Source organism: Myroides fluvii, from assembly GCF_009792295.1.
GTDB classification, from domain to species: Bacteria; Bacteroidota; Bacteroidia; order Flavobacteriales; family Flavobacteriaceae; genus Flavobacterium; species Flavobacterium fluvii_A.
In genome coordinates this window covers 1,243,611-1,263,078 of the sequence record NZ_CP039934.1, presented here as the reverse complement: position 1 = coordinate 1,263,078, position 19,468 = coordinate 1,243,611, and the positions used below count along the sequence as shown (strand labels likewise).

Annotated in this window: 18 protein-coding genes; 10 read left to right on the top strand and 8 right to left on the bottom strand. The window is 36.9% G+C overall.

What is annotated here, in order from left to right; translation table 11 throughout:
- Positions 1-207: 207 nt before the first annotated feature.
- The 3 genes from FBR08_RS05850 to FBR08_RS05840 all read right to left on the bottom strand — a co-directional run bounded on the left by FBR08_RS05850 (position 208) and on the right by FBR08_RS05840 (position 5,470).
- Positions 208-3,618 carry a hypothetical protein gene (locus tag FBR08_RS05850; protein ID WP_158961862.1) on the bottom strand — a complete coding sequence of 1,137 codons (3,411 nt, stop codon included), beginning with the start codon at positions 3,616-3,618 and terminating at the stop codon, positions 208-210.
- Between the two features lie 121 nt (positions 3,619-3,739).
- Positions 3,740-4,993, bottom strand: coding sequence for an aspartate kinase (locus FBR08_RS05845; protein WP_158961861.1), 1,254 nt, complete (start codon positions 4,991-4,993; stop codon positions 3,740-3,742).
- Positions 4,994-4,999: 6 nt separating this feature from the next.
- On the bottom strand, positions 5,000-5,470 hold the full coding sequence (locus tag FBR08_RS05840) for a GNAT family N-acetyltransferase (protein ID WP_158961860.1): 471 nt from the start codon (positions 5,468-5,470) through the stop codon (positions 5,000-5,002).
- Between the two features lie 94 nt (positions 5,471-5,564).
- Here FBR08_RS05840 and fbp point away from each other — a divergent pair, with 94 nt between their 5' ends.
- Positions 5,565-6,575, top strand: a complete 1,011-nt coding sequence (fbp, locus tag FBR08_RS05835) for a class 1 fructose-bisphosphatase (RefSeq protein WP_158964181.1) — start codon at positions 5,565-5,567, stop codon at positions 6,573-6,575.
- Between the two features lie 48 nt (positions 6,576-6,623).
- Here fbp and FBR08_RS05830 read toward each other — a convergent pair whose 3' ends face one another.
- Complete coding sequence (locus tag FBR08_RS05830) at positions 6,624-7,052, bottom strand: tellurite resistance TerB family protein (protein ID WP_158961859.1); 429 nt, start codon at positions 7,050-7,052, stop codon at positions 6,624-6,626.
- Positions 7,053-7,307: 255 nt separating this feature from the next.
- Between FBR08_RS05830 and FBR08_RS05825 the strand changes: the two genes are divergently transcribed.
- The 3 genes from FBR08_RS05825 to FBR08_RS05815 all read left to right on the top strand — a co-directional run bounded on the left by FBR08_RS05825 (position 7,308) and on the right by FBR08_RS05815 (position 9,830).
- The gene (locus tag FBR08_RS05825) at positions 7,308-7,736 is read left to right on the top strand and encodes a deoxycytidylate deaminase (protein ID WP_158961858.1); all 429 of its coding nucleotides are present in this window, start codon (positions 7,308-7,310) and stop codon (positions 7,734-7,736) included.
- Positions 7,737-7,746: 10 nt separating this feature from the next.
- Positions 7,747-9,315 carry a S41 family peptidase gene (locus tag FBR08_RS05820; protein WP_158961857.1) on the top strand — a complete coding sequence of 523 codons (1,569 nt, stop codon included), beginning with the start codon at positions 7,747-7,749 and terminating at the stop codon, positions 9,313-9,315.
- Between the two features lie 170 nt (positions 9,316-9,485).
- Positions 9,486-9,830: a four helix bundle protein gene (locus FBR08_RS05815; RefSeq protein WP_158961856.1), complete on the top strand. Its 345-nt coding sequence runs from the start codon at positions 9,486-9,488 to the stop codon at positions 9,828-9,830.
- A gap of 858 nt (positions 9,831-10,688) precedes the next feature.
- Here FBR08_RS05815 and FBR08_RS05810 read toward each other — a convergent pair.
- Positions 10,689-12,755, bottom strand: coding sequence for a M13 family metallopeptidase (locus FBR08_RS05810; protein WP_158961855.1), 2,067 nt, complete (start codon positions 12,753-12,755; stop codon positions 10,689-10,691).
- 240 nt (positions 12,756-12,995) lie between these two features.
- Between FBR08_RS05810 and FBR08_RS05805 the strand changes: the two genes are divergently transcribed.
- From FBR08_RS05805 to FBR08_RS05790, 4 genes are all read left to right on the top strand, one after another.
- Positions 12,996-13,703 carry an SCO family protein gene (locus tag FBR08_RS05805; RefSeq protein WP_158961854.1) on the top strand — a complete coding sequence of 236 codons (708 nt, stop codon included), beginning with the start codon at positions 12,996-12,998 and terminating at the stop codon, positions 13,701-13,703.
- Between the two features lie 192 nt (positions 13,704-13,895).
- A complete protein-coding gene (locus FBR08_RS05800; protein WP_199268636.1) occupies positions 13,896-14,135 on the top strand; it encodes a FeoA family protein in 240 nt (79 codons plus the stop codon).
- 18 nt (positions 14,136-14,153) lie between these two features.
- The gene (feoB, locus tag FBR08_RS05795) at positions 14,154-16,262 is read left to right on the top strand and encodes a ferrous iron transport protein B (protein ID WP_158961852.1); all 2,109 of its coding nucleotides are present in this window, start codon (positions 14,154-14,156) and stop codon (positions 16,260-16,262) included.
- 6 nt (positions 16,263-16,268) lie between these two features.
- Entirely contained in the window at positions 16,269-16,403 is a 135-nt protein-coding gene (locus FBR08_RS05790) for a FeoB-associated Cys-rich membrane protein (RefSeq protein WP_158961851.1), read from the top strand.
- 107 nt (positions 16,404-16,510) lie between these two features.
- On the opposite strand, the gene FBR08_RS05785 is transcribed toward FBR08_RS05790, so the two are convergent.
- A complete protein-coding gene (locus tag FBR08_RS05785) occupies positions 16,511-16,756 on the bottom strand; it encodes a hypothetical protein (protein ID WP_158961850.1) in 246 nt (81 codons plus the stop codon).
- Positions 16,757-17,194: 438 nt separating this feature from the next.
- On the opposite strand from FBR08_RS05785, the gene FBR08_RS05780 reads away from it, so the two are divergent.
- A complete protein-coding gene (locus FBR08_RS05780; RefSeq protein ID WP_158961849.1) occupies positions 17,195-17,707 on the top strand; it encodes a hypothetical protein in 513 nt (170 codons plus the stop codon).
- Between the two features lie 110 nt (positions 17,708-17,817).
- Here the strand turns inward: FBR08_RS05780 and FBR08_RS05775 are convergent, their stop codons facing one another.
- The gene (locus tag FBR08_RS05775) at positions 17,818-18,063 is read right to left on the bottom strand and encodes a hypothetical protein (protein WP_158961848.1); all 246 of its coding nucleotides are present in this window, start codon (positions 18,061-18,063) and stop codon (positions 17,818-17,820) included.
- A 440-nt stretch (positions 18,064-18,503) separates the two neighbouring features.
- Between FBR08_RS05775 and FBR08_RS05770 the strand changes: the two genes are divergently transcribed.
- The gene (locus FBR08_RS05770) at positions 18,504-19,037 is read left to right on the top strand and encodes a hypothetical protein (protein ID WP_158961847.1); all 534 of its coding nucleotides are present in this window, start codon (positions 18,504-18,506) and stop codon (positions 19,035-19,037) included.
- 90 nt (positions 19,038-19,127) lie between these two features.
- Here the strand turns inward: FBR08_RS05770 and FBR08_RS05765 are convergent, their stop codons facing one another.
- Positions 19,128-19,373 carry a hypothetical protein gene (locus FBR08_RS05765; RefSeq protein WP_158961846.1) on the bottom strand — a complete coding sequence of 82 codons (246 nt, stop codon included), beginning with the start codon at positions 19,371-19,373 and terminating at the stop codon, positions 19,128-19,130.
- Positions 19,374-19,468: the final 95 nt, after the last annotated feature.

Here is a 19,468-nt window from a genome sequence, read left to right as displayed (position 1 = left end):
GGTTTATAGTTTACGGTGAACAGTTTACAGTGCACGGTTTAGTTTCTAGTCCTAATTTTATAATCTCAATTTTTGTGAGAAAAGAGAAGTGACAGTTACTGGGCAAATTGCCTTTGCCACACCTTCTCATCACTACACCTTCATATCGCCTTACCCTCTCATCATCACACCTTCACATCCCCTCATCATCTCACCCCTCATCCTCACTTAAAAAAACGCTCTCAACTGCACGCTTCCCGTGTGGATGGTTGCGGTTGATTCATTGCTTCGACCTTGATAGTTCAGACTCAAATCTAAGTAATTTGTTAGATTTTTTTGAAACATCAAGCGCCAAGTCATATTCTTTCCAGGTTGCAATCCTTCTAGCATTTGATAACCAATGGGAGAAAAGGCATTTCCCATAAAGGTATTTTGAAAAAAGGAAAACTCCCCGTTCATTGTGAATAATTTTAGTTGATTGACTGTAAAAGATACGCCCAGACGATGTTGCTCTAAGGTTTCAAAATCGGCGGTTTGGTTTTTCTTTTCTTGAAAATTATAGAAGAGATCTACTTGAGCTTGAGAGGAAAATAGATAGGATATTTTCGTTTCAAAACCTTGAATTTGAAGTTCGTAATTCTTACTTGCATAAGAAGGAGATTTCGTTTCTTGTTGGGTTGTCTTGCCCAAAAGGTCAATCAACCAAGTTTTTCGGATGAGGTGGTTATACCCCAATTGATGCGTTGTAATGGTGTTTTCTGTCGAACCAAAGGAAAGTAAATTCTTACTTTTTGATTGGGTGTACATATAGGTTACGCTGTGGCGTTTTTTCCCGCGGTTATAATACAAGTAATTGTTGAAATTCTCTAGTAAACCCACCATTTGTTCTTCATCTGAGATAAAGGGATGTAGTCGAATTTGATTGCCTTTTTTCAGGTCTTTCCGATCGATACTATAAGACGTTTGATTGTAGAAAAACGCTAACACACGCTTAATACCTGTTGCATTTTGCCAGGTAGCGGCGGGATTTAAGGTAAGGGTTTGGGTGAATTTATTTTGATTGGTTGGTAAAAAGACTTGACTAGGCAAATATAAGCGCACATATTTTCCTAAATCGGGATAAGGAGCGAGTTCAAATTCCTCCAATTCCTGAATACCATTGTTGTTGTAGTCTATCCACATATATTGACCCCGACCAGGCTCTACCTCTAGATAGGTGAATTCTTGTTGAGCAATCGTTCCCGCACTAATTTCATATAAGGTATGCGCTTGTACAAATCCCTTGAAAAATTGGTCGCGATAGGTCAACACACTGTTGATGGTATTTTCTGTCGGTTTATTCGCCTCTTCATGTCGAACGGAGCGATAGTTTGCGTATAGGTTTAGGTCTCTTGTTTCAGATTTTAATACTTGAGATTTGAGGTAAAGGGTATGCGCTTTTGAAAAGCGTTGCAGTTGATTGTTTTGCAAGCTGTCATTGAGCCTAAATTGATATCCTAATTCAATATTTTGCCCAAGCGAATCTCCTCTTCCTACAAATAAATCTAAGGAGGAATAACGATGACTCAACGGACTTAGTACTTGTGTTTCCTGATTGGTTTCTTTGTTTTGTTCAAAATCAAGTTTAGTTCCTATGTAGTTGTTGCTCCAATAATATTTTGCCTGGGAGTGACTCTGAACAAAGGTTGATTTAGTTAGTAAGCCATCTGCTTGCATTACGCTGTTTTGTGTTTGTGCAATCCAAGGTTTGGCTTGCCATTTTCCAGTTAGATTCTGTCTATTTCCCTTGTAATCGGATCCAAAATTGAGCTGTTCAAACAAATATGTAGCCGAAGCTTTACCGGGGATGATAAACTCTAATCCTCCAGTAACCAAACTCTGATTGCCTTCTGCAAATTGTAAATTCCAATCCCGATCAAATTCAATAGAAAACAAATTCTCTAATGCATGGAAATTTTTGTGGATAAATTGAACATCAGTTAAAACGTTCAGCTGGCTTTTGTCATTGGTCCAGAGGCGTTGTTTCCCTTTTATGGCAGTAGCCCATCCTTTATTTTCTTCTTGATCCATCGAAGAGAATAGATTGGCGTCGTGATTGCTAAAGGCCAGCTCTAGATCGATGGATGTTTTTTCTGAGGGATTATAGGCCGCATTGACTGTAGCAATGGTATTTTGTATAGGAGCAATGAGCTTGACAATAGGTGAGTAGTTCCCTTGTGGCACACCGTTAATGGGGGCGCTGTATTCATAAATACGGCCAATGGATTGCGTGCTTTTTAGCGCGTAATCTCCTTGATTATTCCCCACAGCAGTAAAAGTTACGTGATAAAGTTCTGCTTCTGGATCTGTTGAGAAAACATAGTAGAACTGTCCGTCTGGGGCCTGTTCTCTTGTGTACAATACTTTGTTTTCCGAATACGTATCTCGATAAGCTGAAGGAGCCATCATACGGGTAGGGTCATTTCCTGCTTGTTTGAGTATGTTAATTTGATCTTCAGTTAAATTTTGTTGGAGGGATTGATTTTTTAAATCCATTTCAGTGAATACACTGAGTCCCAATTGCCAGGTTTGGGCTTCGTGTTGAATGTTTCCATATCCAACAAAGCGCGTGTAATTGCGATCCGTATATTGGTATTCTACGGCAATTCGCATATCGGAGGTGATGGGGTATCGCGTAGTAAAACGCAATTCGCCCGAATTATAATCAATGACATAATCATTTTCTTCTCCTCGTTTGAGGAGTAAACCATTGACATATACTTTTTCTGAGCCAGAAACAATTAAAATATACAATTCTCCATTGCTTCCCTTTAATTTATAAGGACCTTGGTTTCCCTCTTGACCGTTAAATGTACTGCGGGAATACTGCCCTCTCGCTAAAGCGGCTGCGGCCTCAACGGTCGTTTTATGCTCGTCATCTCCAAAGGTAAATCGCGTGGATAATCCCTGTACTTTTTTGTTGAAGTTTAAAAAGCGTCTTGCCCGATTTTCTAGGAATATATCTCCCGCTCGAATAGACCAATCATCGGAAAATAACTCGATAAAAATCTGGTCAAATTCATTTATTTTCTGTGAATATCCCCCATATTGTAAGGGTAAATTATTATCCTGAATAGAAGCGCGAATCTTAACGCGATCAGATAAATTACCTGTAATTTGTAAATCTAAATTGGAGGAGGTAACCGCACTTTGGTTTGTACCCATTGTTAAGCCTCTCGATAAGCTTCCCATGGTATTTAATCCCTCAAATGGAACGAAAGTAGAGCGATTATTTCCTTGGTGTTGATAGGTAAAACTACCAGCCTCGTTGGGAACAATACGCGAGGTATCGTAATAACTAATCGGAGTAGTTAGGAAAGAGGGAAGCTCTAAATAATAGAGTGTCAACGGAAAGGCGAGCGCTGGTTCTAGCAGTGTAACAGTATTGGTGTCAAAATTGACGCGATAAGCCGATGAGGGTACTAGGACCTGCTGAGTATCTCGAATTTCGAAATAGCTATTGTTTAATGGCGTATTGGGCAGTTGAAACTCGGTTTGTATTTCTTCCCAAACCTGTTTTTTATACAGCGAATTTCCTTCCTGTGCAAAAGAACAAGAATACCAAAAAAGTAAAAGAAATAAAAATCGCTGTAGATTCATCTAAGTATAAACTCCATTTCGTCAAAAGTAGTGTATTTATCATAATATTTAACAATAGAAGGGGAGGAGTAAAGGAGAATGTCGAAAACAAAAATAGCTCCAATTCCTTGAAGCTATTTGTTTATTCTTTCGTTACCATTTGCATCGTTTCTCTGTTTACTTGTTTCAACAACAGGGTTTTATCTTTCAAAATCTGATCTGCTGAGGTTTCGTCAAAATGGCGAATGGTATAGAGTGAAACATTTTCGTTGTAGCTTACTCGATATTGATCGTTGAGCTTTTGACGCAATTCTTCAAAGTGATTAAACTTATCTTCCACACAAACCGAAAAACTGATGGCTGAGTTTTGAATGACGTTGACTTTGATGTTGTATTCGCAAAATAATTTGAAGATATCACTGATATTCTGTTCCATAATGAAGGAGAAATCTTTAGAAGACAGTGAAATCAACAGTTGATTTTTTTTCACGATAAAACAAGGAATGGCCGGTTTTAAATCTGCTCCTTTAGAAACGACTGTTCCTTCTAATGTTGGATTGACAAATGATTTTACATATAAGGGAATTTCCTTTTGACGCAGGGGTTGTAGGGTTTTTGGGTGTATGACGGAGGCCCCATAAAAGGCTAATTCGATGGCCTCTTGATAGGAAATTTGCTCTAACAATGTCGTTTCCTCAAAATAACGAGGATCAGCATTGAGTACCCCTGGTACATCCTTCCAAATGGTTACACTTTCGGCATGCAAGGCATAGGCAAAAATAGCCGCAGAGTAATCGGAGCCTTCTCTTCCCAAAGTCGTAGAAAAACCATTGTAATCAGAACCGATAAATCCTTGGGTGATATAAAGTTCTTTTTTGTCTATCGCATGGGTAATAGCCTCTTCGGTGATGTCCCATTGTACATTCGCATCGCGATAGGTAGTATCGGTTTTAATTAAATTTCGCGCATCTATCCACGTGTTTTCTATGCCTTCAAATTGTAAATAATGGTGCAAAATGGTCGTGGATAATAGTTCACCATAACTGACAATCTGATCATAAACAAAATTGTAGTTGGGCGATTTATTGTTGAGTAAAAAAGACGTTAGGGATTCAAATAATGCATCCACTGCCTGATAAACGGTATGGGTTGTATCCGTGAATAACGCTTGTAAAATGACAAGGTGATACTCTTTAACAACTTGTACAGATTCCGCCAAATCAAATCGGTTTTGAAAATAATTGTAAACAACCACTTCCAATGCATTTGTCGTTTTTCCCATAGCAGATGCGATTAACAAACTGTCAGCATAACCGACAGTACGCAAAACATGAGCTACATTTTTCACATTATCGGCATCTTTTACCGAAGCTCCACCAAATTTATATATTTTCATCGTCTACTACTTATTGATAAAGGCGTGAATGCCTTGTTCATCCATTTGTACAGTATACCAATCTTCCAAAACATGAGCGCCAGACTTTTGATAAAAGTCGATAGCGGGCTTATTCCAATTTAAAACGACCCATTCTACGCGTCTAACTTGTTCTTCTTTGGCAAGTTGAATCACGTTTTTATATAAAGCCATTCCTGCTCCTGTACCTCTTGCTTTTTCTGTGACGATGAGGTCTTCGAGGTGGATGGTTTTGCCCTTCCAAGTAGAATAGCGGTAGTAAAAAAGAGCCATACCTATGATTTCGTCTTGGTGCTCTGCAATTAATACGCGAAAAAGAGGATGCGCGCCAAACCCATCTCGGATCAAATCTTCTGCAGTAAGGACAACCGCATCGGGTTCCTGCTCAAAGGTGGCTAACTCTTGAATTAATTGTAGTACAGCTGGCATATCAGCTGGAGTAGCTGTTCTAACATTCATGTCTTTTGTTGGATTTATGGTTAATAACTTCGTTTGAATGACAAAATTAACGATATTTGCACAGCAAAATACACAACTAAAGAATCATTTTTCCATGACAACAAAAAGACACCAAACACTAGGGGAGTTTATTATTGACAAACAAGAGGATTTTAAATTCTCATCAGGAGAGCTTTCTCGTTTAATTAACTCTTTACGACTTGCTGCAAAGGTAGTTAGCCACCAAGTAAATCAAGCAGGTTTAGTTGATATTGTTGGGGCTTTTGGTACAGAAAACGTACAAGGAGAGCAACAACAAAAACTAGATGTTTACGCGAATGAAGTTTTTATCAATACCTTAGTTAATCGCGAAATTGTATGTGGAATTGCTTCGGAAGAGGAAGATGATTTTATTACCATTCACGGTAAAAAAGGAGATAACGATAGCAAATATGTGGTGTTAATTGATCCGCTAGATGGATCATCTAATATTGATGTGAACGTTTCGGTGGGAACAATCTTCTCTATCTATCGTCGTGTAACACCAGAGGGAACACCAGTTCAGTTAGAGGATTTCTTGCAAAAAGGAGAAAATCAAGTGGCAGCAGGTTATATCGTGTATGGTTCATCAACGATGTTGGTGTACACAACAGGGGCAGGAGTGAACGGATTTACGCTAAATCCTGCAATTGGAACCTTCTATTTGTCTCATCCTAATATGAAGATTAAAGAAGACGGAAGTATTTATTCTATCAATGAAGGAAACTATATTCAATTCCCACAAGGAGTAAAAGACTATTTGAAATACTGTCAAGAAGAACAAGGTGATCGCCCATATTCTGCACGCTACATCGGAAGCTTAGTATCGGACATTCACCGCAACATTTTAAAAGGAGGAATTTACATTTACCCAACAAGTACGAAAGCACCAAAAGGGAAATTGAGATTGTTGTATGAATGTAATCCGATTGCTTTTATTATGGAGCAAGCGGGAGGAAGAGCCTCAGATGGTTACAATCGCATTATGGAAATTGAGCCAACGGAGCTACATCAACGTGTTCCTTTCTTCTGTGGAAGTAAAAACATGGTGGAAAAAGCGGAAGAATTTATGGCTTTACACCAATAAAAAAGAAATTAAAAAAAGGAGGTTTACCGTTAAGTAAACCTCCTTTTTTTAATGTTTTAACTGTTGTATTTCGGTTATGAAAGTGTCGATATCAACGCCTAACACTAAGAGTGATAGTGATTTGTTGACAATTAAATCAATGTCACCTGTAAAGCCTAATGCCGCTGTAAATTTGCGTAAAATATCTTTCTGTTTAGGTCCTAATACATGATTCACATACACCATACGCGCTAAATCATATAAACGTTCAATTCTGTTAATCTCCAAATAGGGAGGGTTAACAGGGTATTTTTCGGGGTTGGCCATGATTTTCTCATAGTCTTCTACTGTGATATCTAATTTATCCGCTAATTCATTTAAGAATTTAAGCTCTTCTTCACTGATATCTCCGTTGGCTAAAGCCACGCGAACAATAGACGCAAAATGTCCCTTGTTACGCTCTTTAAAGCCACTGTCATACAAATCTAAATAAGCCATATTGAGTTCTTTTTTGTTGTTAATTGGTTTAAGGTGTTAATTAGAAGTAATGTACAAAAAATCTTTATAATAATTCGTGTATTCAATAAAAAAAAGAAGCGATTACTGCTGTTAAAGTGGGGTACAGTAAGCGATTTCATTTCGTTTAATTTGGAATTCTACGTCTAGTGTCACATTATTTCAAAATAGTATAGAGAGTCACGTGAAACTTATGTGTATTTTTGTCGTATATTAAGAGTTATAAAATAGAGGTTTATGTCAAATCCTAAAGTAACTAAGTACGATAAAGCTTATTTGCGTATTGCACGTGAATGGGGACAATTGTCGTATTGTAAGCGAAAAAAAGTCGGCGCTATCATTGTCAAAGATCGAATGATTATATCGGATGGATATAATGGAACCCCTACAGGATTCGATAACTGTTGTGAGGATGAATTTGACCAAACACATTGGTATGTACTACATGCCGAAGCGAACGCTATTCTCAAAGTAGCCAGTTCTACCCAAAGCTGTCAAGATGCAACCTTGTATATTACGATGTCTCCTTGTCGCGATTGTAGTAAATTAATCCATCAAGCGGGTATTAAACGCGTCGTATACGTAGAAGGATATAAAGATATGGCAGGTATTGAATTTCTGCATAAAGCTGGTGTTGAAGTAGTCCATATCGAAGATTTAGATTAATGCAGTTGTTATGAAAAAGTTTTTTTGGCCTTTTATTGTTGCAGTATCTATTTCTCTTGGCGTTTTGTTAGGTGGTTTTTTAGTGTCTGCCTCTCAGCGTTCTCAAGGTAATTTTTTCACGAATCACAATAAACTAAAACTCAATCGCTTGCTCGATTTTATTGAGCAAGAATACGTAGATCAAGTAGATACGGATTCTATTGTAGATCGCACCGTTAGTACGATTTTAGAACAATTAGATCCGCATTCGGTGTACATCGGGAAAGATTTGATGAAAGAGGTGACAGAATCGATGCAAGGAAGCTTTGTCGGTATTGGGGTTCAATATTATTTATACCAAGATTCGTTGGCGGTGATTAAATCAATCGAAGGAGGACCTTCCATTCATGCCGGTATTCTGGCAGGAGATCGCATCCTCAAAGCAAATCAACGCGTATTGCACGGAAAGGAAATCTCTTCCGATACGGTGTCGTCAGTACTGAGAGGAGATGAAGGAACAGCAATTACCTTGGAGATTTATCGCAAAACGACCCAAGAACGAAAAAATATTGTGGTAAAACGAGAACCAATACCCTTGAAGAGTGTAGATGTGGCCCTTAAATTAGATAACCAATACGGTTATATTAAAATTAATCGTTTTTCGGGTACCACTTATGAGGAGTTCCAAGCGGGTTTACTCCAATTAATTGAAGAGGATATTCAAGGGCTGATTATTGATCTACGCGATAATAGTGGGGGCTATATGGATCAATCGACCAAAATTTTGAATGACTTGCTACAGACCGATCAAACCATTGTGAAAACGATTAATCGCGGTGGTCAAGAAAAAGTAACCAAAGCAAAGAGTACGAATTTGTTTACCACAAAACCACTCTACGTCTTTGTCAATGAAAATAGCGCCTCGGCGAGTGAGATTATAGCAGGAGCCATTCAGGATAACGATAGAGGTACGATTGTAGGAAGACGCACCTTCGGAAAAGGATTGGTACAACGTGAATTAATGCTAGGTGATGGTTCTGCGATACGCTTGACCACCGCTCGGTATTATACCCCATCGGGACGATCTATTCAAAAGAATTACAAAAACGGGATAGAAGACTACAACAACGATTTCCGTTCGCGATATGAACATGGAGAATTGTATGCTGCTGATAGTATCAAAGTAGCGGATAGCTTACAGTTTAAAACCTTAAAAGGCCGAATCGTTTATGGCGGTGGTGGTATTGTACCAGATGTATTTGTACCTATCGCAAGAAAACACGGAGAAGAAGCCATCGTGATGATGATGAAATCGGGAATGGTGAGTTATTATGTCTTCCAAGAGATCGATCAAGCACGTCAAATGTACAATCAAATGACAACTACAGAACTTATCGAATACCTTCAAACCGATAAAAAAGAATACAGCTCTTTTAAACGCCATTTGGAAAGTAATAAATTGTTCTTTAAACTGGATCGCCACAAAGAACTCGTTATGCATTTCTTAATCGCTGAGTATTTGAATCAATTGAAAAGTCAGAAGGATTATTATGAATGGTTGTTGAAGATCGATCCAATGGTTTTGAAAATTAGCAGTTAACGGTTATCAGTTATCGGTTAACAGTTATCGGTTAACAGAAGTTTGTCGATTAATAAGAACTTTCTATTTTAGAAAAATAAGATATCACAGTAAATTTTACCCATAGTATCAGATCTCTCATAACTAAAAAAAACGGTTTAAAAATTGTAGTGTCTATGTAAAAGTATTTTATGATGACACACAAAGATTTAGAAGTTTGGAAAGTTAGTAGGCAATATGTCCTAGATATTTATAAAATGACAAGTTTATTTCCACAAGATGAAATGTATGGTTTAACAAGCCAAATAAGAAGAAGTGCAATATCTATTCCTTCTAATATAGCAGAAGGATGTGGCAGAAGGAGTAATAAAGAATTGATACAGTTTCTTTATATTGCTATAGGGAGTTTGTCAGAGTTAGAGACTCAATTGTTAATAGCTTCTGATTTAGATTTCTGTAATATGGAAGATTGTAATTTCGATATTCTTATAAGTATTAGAAAAATGCTTTTTGGATTAATTAAAGCGGTCAGCTAACTGGTTATCGGTTAACGGTTATGAGTAATCGGAAGTTTATCGGTTAAATAAGATATCTCAGTCAATTGTTATTCATTATCAGATTGTTGGTTAATTTTTTGATTTAGGGATATATTTTTTTAATCGATAATCTGTCGAAAAAGCAACTTGCAAAAAGGCGAAAAAGCAAATCTAAAGGTTATCGGTTATGAGTCATCGGAAGCTTATCGGTTAAATAAGATATCACAGTCAATTGTTATTCATTATCAGATTGTTGGTTAATTTTTTGATTTAGGGATATATTTTTTTAATCGATAATCTGTCGAAAAAGCAACTTGCAAAAAGGCGAAAAAGCAAATCTAAAGGTTATCGGTTTTCGGTTATGAGTAATCGGAAGTTTATCGGTTAAATAAGATATCTCAGTCAATTGTTATTCATTATCAGGTTGTTGGTTAATTTTTTGATTTAAGGATATATTTTTTTTAATCGATAATCTGTCGAAAAAGCAACTTGCAAAAAGGCGAAAAAGCAAATCTAAAGGTTATCGGTTTTCGGTTATGAGTAATCGGAAGCTTATCGGTTAAATAAGATATCTAAGTCAATTGTTATTCATTATCAGGTTGTTGGTTAATTTTTTGATTTAGGGATATATTTTTTTAATCGATAATCTGTCGAAAAAGCAACTTGCAAAAAGGCGAAAAAGCAAATCTAAAGGTTATCGGTTTTCGGTTATGAGTAATCGGAAGTTTATCGGTTAAATAAGAACTTTCTATTTTAGAAAAATAAGATATCACAGTCAATTTTACCCATAACAGATAACAGATCTCTCATAACTAAAAAAGGGGGGAATTTCTTTTCGAAATTCCCCCCTTTTTTATATTACCAAATCTTCACTCGTTCTTCTGGTTTGATGTAAAGCTTGTTTGTTTCTTTAATATCAAATGCTTCGTAGAAAGCATCAACATTTTGCAAAGGAACAAATGCTCTATAATAACCTGGCGCGTGTGGATCTGTTTTTACTTGATTCTTAACAGCTTCATCACGTGCTTTTGTTCTCCAGATTGTACCCCAAGAGATAAAGAAACGTTGTTCTGGTGTATATCCATCGATTAAACCTGGATCACCGTTTTCTTTCAAGTAGATTTTTAAACCGTCATAAGCCGCGTTTACTCCACCTAAATCTCCAATGTTCTCACCTAATGTAAATTTACCATCTACGAAAACACCTGGAAGTGGCTCTAAAGCACTGTATTGAGACGCTAATCGATCACCTAAAACAGTGAAACGCTCTAAGTCAGCATCTGTCCACCAGTTGTTTAAGTTACCATTTTTGTCATAACGAGCTCCAGAGTCATCAAAACTGTGAGAGATTTCGTGTCCGATAACCGCACCGATACCTCCGTAGTTGATTGCCTCATCTGCTTTATAATCGTAGAATGGAGGTTGTAAGATAGCCGCAGGGAATACGATTTCGTTGTATAATGGGTTGAAATACGCATTTACCGTTTGTGGTGACATTCCCCAACGTGATTTATCTACGGGTTTGCCATAGTCTTCTCTGTTCTTCGCTACTTCCCATTTCGAAGCATTTCTCATGTTTTCAAAATAGTTTCCTTTAGCAGCAGGAGATTTGATATCCATTTTAGAATAATCCTCCCATTTGTCCGGGTAACCAATCTTAACTGTAGTAGTCGCTAATTTTTCTAACGCCCCTTTTTTAGTCTCTTCAGCCATCCAAGGTAAGTTTTTGATTCGCTCACCAAATGCTGTTAATACGTTTTTGATCATCGCTTGTGCTTTCGCTTTTGCTTCAGCAGGGAATTTCTTCGCCACGTATAATTGACCTAAAGCCTCACCAATAGTATTGTTTACTACAGCAAGTGCTCTTTCTTCTGCTGGTCTTTGTTCCTTAGCTCCCTCTAATGTTTTAGAATAGAACTCCCAGTTTGCCGTTTCCATTTCTGTAGATAACGTACTAGCATATCCGTTTACTAACGTCCATTTTAAGTATGCTTTTACATCTCCGATGTTTTTAGCTGATAAAATGTCGTTTAATGCTTTCATGTATTTGGGTTGATCAACCACCACTTTGTCGATGTTTTTCAATCCTGTAGCCGCAAAATAAGCCGTCCAATCTACAACCGGTGCTAATTTTTGTAACTCAGCAAGGGTCATTGGATTGTAGGTTAAGCGACTATCACGACGCTCAACTCTCGTTAAACGGGGCTCAGCCATTTTTGTTTCGATAGCTAATACGCGTTTAGAATCTGCAGCAGCTTCTTCTTTTGACTCTCCCGCCATTTCTAACATACGCGCTACGTGTGCCACATATTGCTCGCGTTTTTCTTTCATGTCTGCCTCTTGCAACACATAGTAATCGCGGTCAGGTAATCCCAAAGAACCTGTACCCAAATAAATGGTGTTTTCATTTGAGTTTTTCATATCCGCATACACATATGAAGAGTAGAATCCTAAACCACCTTCATCTGCTAAATCGTTGATCAATTTAGTAACGTCAGCTGGACTTTGAATCGCATTGATTTGATCCAAGTAGGGTTTTAGAGGAGTAACACCTACACTGTTACGCGTAGTATTGTCTAAATACGATTCAAACAAAGCAACTGCTTTCGCTTGATCCGATTTAGCATCTAGATTATGAGCCTCAGCAGCTTCTTTTAAAATAGCTAAAGCGTCTTTATCTGTGTTTTGTCTCAATTCATCAAAACTTCCCCAACGTGTTCTATCGTTCGGAATTTCGGTGTTATCATACCACGTACCGTTTACAAAACGGAAAAAGTCATCTCCAGGATTAACACTTAGATCCATGTACTCTAAGTTAATGCCGTGATTTTCTTGATCTACAACTTCTTCAGTTTTTTTGCCGTCTTTACAAGCAACTAATGAAGCTAGAGCTAGACCAGAGGTTAATAATACTCTTTTTTTCATTTTTATTTCAGTTTTTACTTTAATTCTAGTTTAAACAAAAATAGAAAATATCTTTTGAGTAATTTCCATTTGAGCCTATAAATTGAAATTTTGGGAATAAATCTTCCTTTTTCTCTTGATTTACTGTTTTTATAGGAAGAAATAGAAGAGGAATAGCGACATTTTGAAGGAGGAGGTTTTAAGCTCCCTTTAACGTATTTATAGGTTGGAATTTGTAAGTTTGTAGGAAACTCAAAAATCATGTTTCAATTTTTTAAACGCTATAGATATTTCTTTCTATTTTTCTTTTTGATGAGTTGTGGAATTCTCATTTTGTTTTACAATGCATTGAAATACAGAAAGAGCTTGCCTGTGTATACCCCTTCCATGGTCAATCCAGAAATGGTGGATAGCTTAATCCAACACGAGGCGAATAAACAAAAACACCGCATCGCTCCTTTTACATTTATCAACCAAAATGGAGATACCATTACCAATAAAGAGTACGATGGACATATATATGTAGCGGATTTCTTTTTTACTACTTGTCCGACGATTTGCCCGATTATGGGAGATAATATGGAGTGGTTGCAAGAAAAGATTAAAGCTGTACCAGGAGTGAAGTTGTTATCACATACGGTAACGCCTGATATAGATAGTGTACCTGTTTTAAAGGAATATGCGTTAAAAAGAGGAGTGGATGATGCTGTTTGGAATTTAGTTACGGGAGATAAACGCGATATCTACTTTATGGCAAGGAATTCTTATTTAGCAGTAAAGACTGGATCACCAGACGAAATGTACGATATGGTACACACCGAAAACTTTGTTTTAGTGGATAGCGAAGGTCGAATTCGAGGGTTTTATGACGGCACGAATCTCAATACCAAAGATCCAGAAAATAAGAATATGGAAGAGCTGTGGGAAGACATCCAATGGTTGTATGAACACGAGAAAAAATCAAAGTAAAAAGTAAACGATATTTATAAAAAAAGCCAGGTTGATTTTTCGCCTGGCTTTTTTTTGTCTACCTAAAAATCCTTGAAAAATAAGTAAATCCAAGCTGTTGATTTAGTAGTATTTGGACTAATTAATCCCAAAATAGTGTTCGAATTCTTTTTTTATTGTTTACTTTTGCAATGTGAATTAAATCTAAATAAGGTGAATACAACATTAGACTTATTGAAAAGAAATGAAAAGGGCGTTATTGCTGATTTTGACATGCATAAAGTTCCTTTAAAATTATTAGAAATGGGATGTTTACCAGGTAATGCCGTAGAGCTTTTGGAAGTAGCTCCTTTAGGAGATCCTATTTATTTCTGTATCAATGATACACATCTATCGATTCGCAAAGAATTAGCGAGAGAAATTGTAGTGAGCTTAGAAGGCCATTTGAAGTAAGATTAGCAAAACCAATTGATGAAAAAAGATATTAAAGTTGCCCTAATAGGTAATCCTAATGTAGGTAAAACCTCCGTTTTCAATGCCTTAACGGGTTTAAATCACAAAATCGGTAACTATCCTGGTATTACCGTAGATAAAAAATCAGGTACAACCAAATTAAACGATGAGGTAACGGCTACCATCATCGATTTGCCTGGTACCTACAGTATCAATGCCAGTTCAGAAGATGAACGCATTGTTTTGGATTTATTGTTTGATTCAACCAATGAAGACTATCCTGATGTGGCCATTGTTGTGGCTGAAATCGAAAACTTAAAGCGAAATTTATTGCTGTTCACCCAAGTAAAAGAATTGGGTTTCCCGACGGTCTTAGCTATTAATATGGCGGATCACCTGGATGAAAAAGGAATTAGCATTCAAGTCGCTGCCTTAGAAAAGAAACTAAATACCAAGATTGTTTTGATGAGTGCCAAGAAAAAACTGGGCATTCAAGAATTAAAACAAGCGGTAGTAGATTATAAAAATTACTCCATTGAACCTTGTTTAAATGCAACGGATGTAGATCCGGAGTTCTTTGGAAAATTAGCCTTGACGTTTTCCAATCTTTCTGTTTTTAAATTGTGGATGATTTATTCGCAAGATATTAGCATTGGCAATATTGGGAAGAAAGACATCGAGGCTAAAGGCATTCACTTGTCTGACAACGAAATAAAAAAATTACAACATAAAAAAACCATCAAGCGCTATCAGTTTATCAATGATACGCTGAAAGAAACCTATACGCGTGATACATCAAAAGCTACGGGACTCCGTTCAAAAGTGGATCGAATCCTAACGCATAAAGTGTATGGGTATTTGATTTTCTTCGGAATCATGATGTTGGTTTTCCAAGCGATTTTTGAATGGTCTAGTATTCCAATGGATTGGATTGATGAGCAATTCTCTAATTTGGGATCATGGGTACACGAAGTGATGGAACCCGGTAAACTGACGGATTTAATTGCCGATGGTATTGTACCAGGGATAGGAGGGGTGATGCCGTTTATTCCGCAGATTGCCATTCTATTTATGTTCATTTCGATTTTGGAAGAAACAGGGTATATGAGTCGCGTGGTTTTCTTGATGGACAAATTAATGCGTCCGTTTGGATTGAGTGGAAAATCAGTAGTGCCGTTGATTTCAGGTAATGCGTGTGCAATTCCTGCGATTATGTCGGCTCGTAATATCGAGAATCCCAAAGAACGATTGATTACGATCTTAGTTACGCCGTTCACAACTTGTTCTGCCCGTATTCCGGTGTATATTATTATCATTGCCTTAGTTATTCCAGAAACGCGTTTGTTTGGCTTTTTAAGCTTGCAAGGATTGACCTTGACGTTGTTTTATTTCATTGGATTCTTAGCTGCTTTGGTATCTTCTTGGGCGTTGAGTAAGTACATCAAGAGCGAACGCAAATCGTATTTTGTGATTGAAATGCCAAATTACCGCACGCCAATTATCAAAAACGTGGTGGCGAATATGTATGAAAAGACCAAAGCTTTCGTAGTAGGAGCCGGAAAGATCATCTTCGTCTTATCGATTATCATTTGGTTTTTAGGGGCACATGGTCCTGGAGATAAGTTTGAAAATGCAGAAGAACACATGGCACAGATTCACCAAGGACAAGAGGTATCTGAAGAGGAAATGAGTGAATACGTGGCGGGTTATCGTTTAGAAAATTCGTATATCGGAATATTAGGTAAATCCATCGAACCTGTAATCAAACCATTGGGCTATGATTGGAAGGTTGGGATTGCCGTATTGTCGTCTTTTGTAGGGCGTGAGATTTTTGTTGGGGTTCTGGGAACGATTTACAATGTAGGATCGGGTGATGAAAACGACGAAGATGGACGTATCAAACAAAAAATGGCCGCTGAAATATGGCCCGATACGGGAGAAAAGGTATTTACCTTGGCCAGTGGAGTTTCCTTGATGTTTTTCTATGCCTTTGCCATGCAGTGTACTGCTACGGTGGCTATTGTACGAAGAGAAACAAAATCGTGGAAATGGACGATCTATCAATTGGTGTTTATGACGGTTCTCGCTTATGTGGCAGCGTTTATAGCCTATCAACTCTTAAAGTAAAGCGATATGAATTATCAAGAAATCATCGTTTATGCCTTATTGCTTTTTGCCATTGGTTATTTTGTAAAAAAGAGCTTTGGTAAAAAGAGTAACAAAAAAGGAGGCGGCTCTTGTGGGAGCGGAAACTGTGGGTGTTCGTAAGGAATATATAGCTTGAGGTCAGCCTCATTTAAAAATAAAAAAGCAGCAATAGACTTGGGTTTATTGCTGCTTTTTACGTTAAAAGGAGATGCATCATGAGAGAAAAATTAGTTTTTGGGTTTCTTTAGTTTTTGTAACGTTTGGACTACTTCTAATACTTGAAGGACGTCAGTGGAGTTCAGAAAAAAATCATCTGCATTTTCTGTACAATGCTGTACATAATAGTAAAAGAGGGCATTGATACTTTGTGCATAGGAATCAAAATCGGGATTGAGGTCATATAACTCTTGCAATAGCGCTAAGTTGTGGCTATCTTTCTTGGATAGCGTGGAGGGTTGAGGTTTTGTGCTCATACTGTTATTGTTTAAGAATGGTGTAAAAACCGTAAGGTTTAGGTGTCCTATGCCAATAACAGCATTGCAGTCGTTTCCAAATGTGCCACCTTGCCCTACGGAAAAATATTTTAGAAGTTTAATGTTATTGCTTTAAGAATTTTAAATGTACTATGTTTTTTGGTTTTTACTTATTCTAACTAATTGTTTTTTAGATGGTTATTTGAATTTTTAATGAGATTGTTGTTTTGGATTTGTTTTGTTGAACTTTAAGTTGGTAAGTAAGTGGTAAAATTAAGTGCAGTATAGTCTACTGATTTTTAGAGTCTATACTTCTGATAAACAATATTTTATTTGTTGATTAGCTAATTTTATACTTGTAGCTTTGAAAAGAGAGTTTAGCAGAAGGGGATAGGAAACAATCGATCGACGAACGTTGATAACCTCGAATGATAGTATATGAAAAAAGTAATTTTTATAGTCGGATGTTTTTTCTTACTCAGTTGTTCAACAACTGTAAAAAGAGAACAAGAGCTCATTAATCAAAAAATAGAAGGTTTGTTGGCAATCCATCGGCAATATGCTTTTATGGATTTATACGAAAGAGCGTTAAAGAAAGAGAAAGAACAGCTTAAGATTCCGTATGATTCCTTATTCGATATATCAAGTATGGAATTATATCATGAGTTTTGTATAGTAATGGATTTTTATTCAGAAGACCATCCAACTTATGACAATGAGAACTACTATCGGTTAATAGATAAGTGGTTAAAGAAGGAATATGGACCCTATATGCCTTTGGACGATAAAAATTTAAAAGCACATATGACGTTTAGGAGAGCTTTTGATTTTTATGAAAGCGAAGACTTAGATCAATATATTGATTCATTGCGAACTTTGTTTCGCGAAAAACAGCGACACAATACGTTGAGAAGCCTTGAGTGTTATGAATCAACGATGAAGTATTGGTAGCAAATGAAAACAAAACGTTAAGATTCTCAAATGAATGAAAATAAAAAGCAGCAATAGACTTGGGTTTATTGCTGCTTTTTACGTTGTAAGGTAATGTGTCATGGGGAAAATTAGTTTTTAGGTTTCTTTAGTTTTTGTAGCGTATGGACTACTTCTAATACCTGATGTACTTCTGAGGAGTTGAGAAAGAACTCATCCGCATTTTCTGTACAATGTTGAACGTAGTAGTAAAAGAGGGCATTGATACTTTGCGCATAAGAGGCAAAATTAGGGTTGAGGTCATACAACTCTTGCAATAGGGCTAAGTTGTGGCTATCGTTTTTGGATAGCGTGGAGGGTTGAGGTTTTGTGCTCATAATACTTGAATTAGGGAATTATAGAAGCCTGTAAAGTTTAGGTGTCCTACGCTTCAAGTAGCGTCGCGGTTGTTTCCAATATCGCCACCATCCTATTACAGGCAAAATCTTTTTTTGTGGTGTAAAACTTGAAATTTAGGAGTACTAAAGGTAACTTTTTTAGCCTGTTTTTTAGTGTTTAAGTTGTTGTATTTTAGGTGGTTGTTTGAATTTTGAATGAGATTGTTGTTCCGGATTTGTTTTGTTGAACTTTAAGTTGGTAAGTAAGTGCTGAAATTAAGTGTAGTATAATTCACTAATTTCAGAGTCTATACTTCTGATAAAGAATATTGTATTTGTTGCTTAACTAATTTTATACTTGTAGTTTTGAAAAGAGGGTTTAGCAGAAGGGGATATGAAGCAATCGATAGACGAACTTTGGAAGTCTCGAATGGTATGATATGAAAAAAGTAATTTTTATTTTCGGATGTTTTTTCTTCATCAGTTGTTCAACAACTGTAAAAAGAGAACAGGATCAAAATGATCAAAAAATAGAAGGTTTGTTGGCAATCCATCGGCAATATGCTTTTATGGATTTATACGAAAGAGCATTAGAAATGGAGAGGGAACAGTATAAGATTCCGTATGATTCCTTATTTGATATATCAAGTACGGAACTATATCATGATGTCTGTTTAATGGTTGATTTTTATTCTGAGGATCATCCTTCGTATATAGATGAAAACTACAACCGGATAAGAGATAAATGGTTAAAGAAGGAATATGGACCCTATATGCCTTTGGACGATAAAAACTTAAAAGCACATATGACGTTTAGGCGAGCTTTTGATTTTTATGAAAGTGAAGACTTAGCCCAATATATTGATTCATTGCGAACTTTGTTTCGAGAAAAACAGCGAAACAATACGTTGAGAAGCCTTGAGTGTTATGAATCAACCATGAAGTATTGGGAGCAAATGAAAACAGAACGTTGAGATTCTAAAATGAATGAAAATAGAAAGCAGCAAAAGACTTGGGTTTATTGCTGCTTTTTACGTTGTAAGGTATTGTGTCATAGGAAAAAATTAGTTTTTAGGTTTCTTTAGTTTTTGTAGTGTATGGACAATTTCTAATACCTGATGTACTTCGGAGGAGTTCAGAAAGAATTCATCCGCATTTTCTGTACAATGTTGAACGTAGTAGTAAAAGAGAGCATTGATACTTTGCGCATAAGAGGCAAAATTGGGGTTGAGATTATACAACTCTTGCAATAGCGCTAAGTTGTGGCTATCTTTCTTGGATAGCGTGGAGGGTTGAGGTTTTGTGCTCATAATACTTGAATTAGGGAATTATAGAAGCCTGTAAAGTTTAGGTGTCCTACGCTTCAAGTAGCGTTGCGGTTGTTTCCAATATCGCCACCATCCAA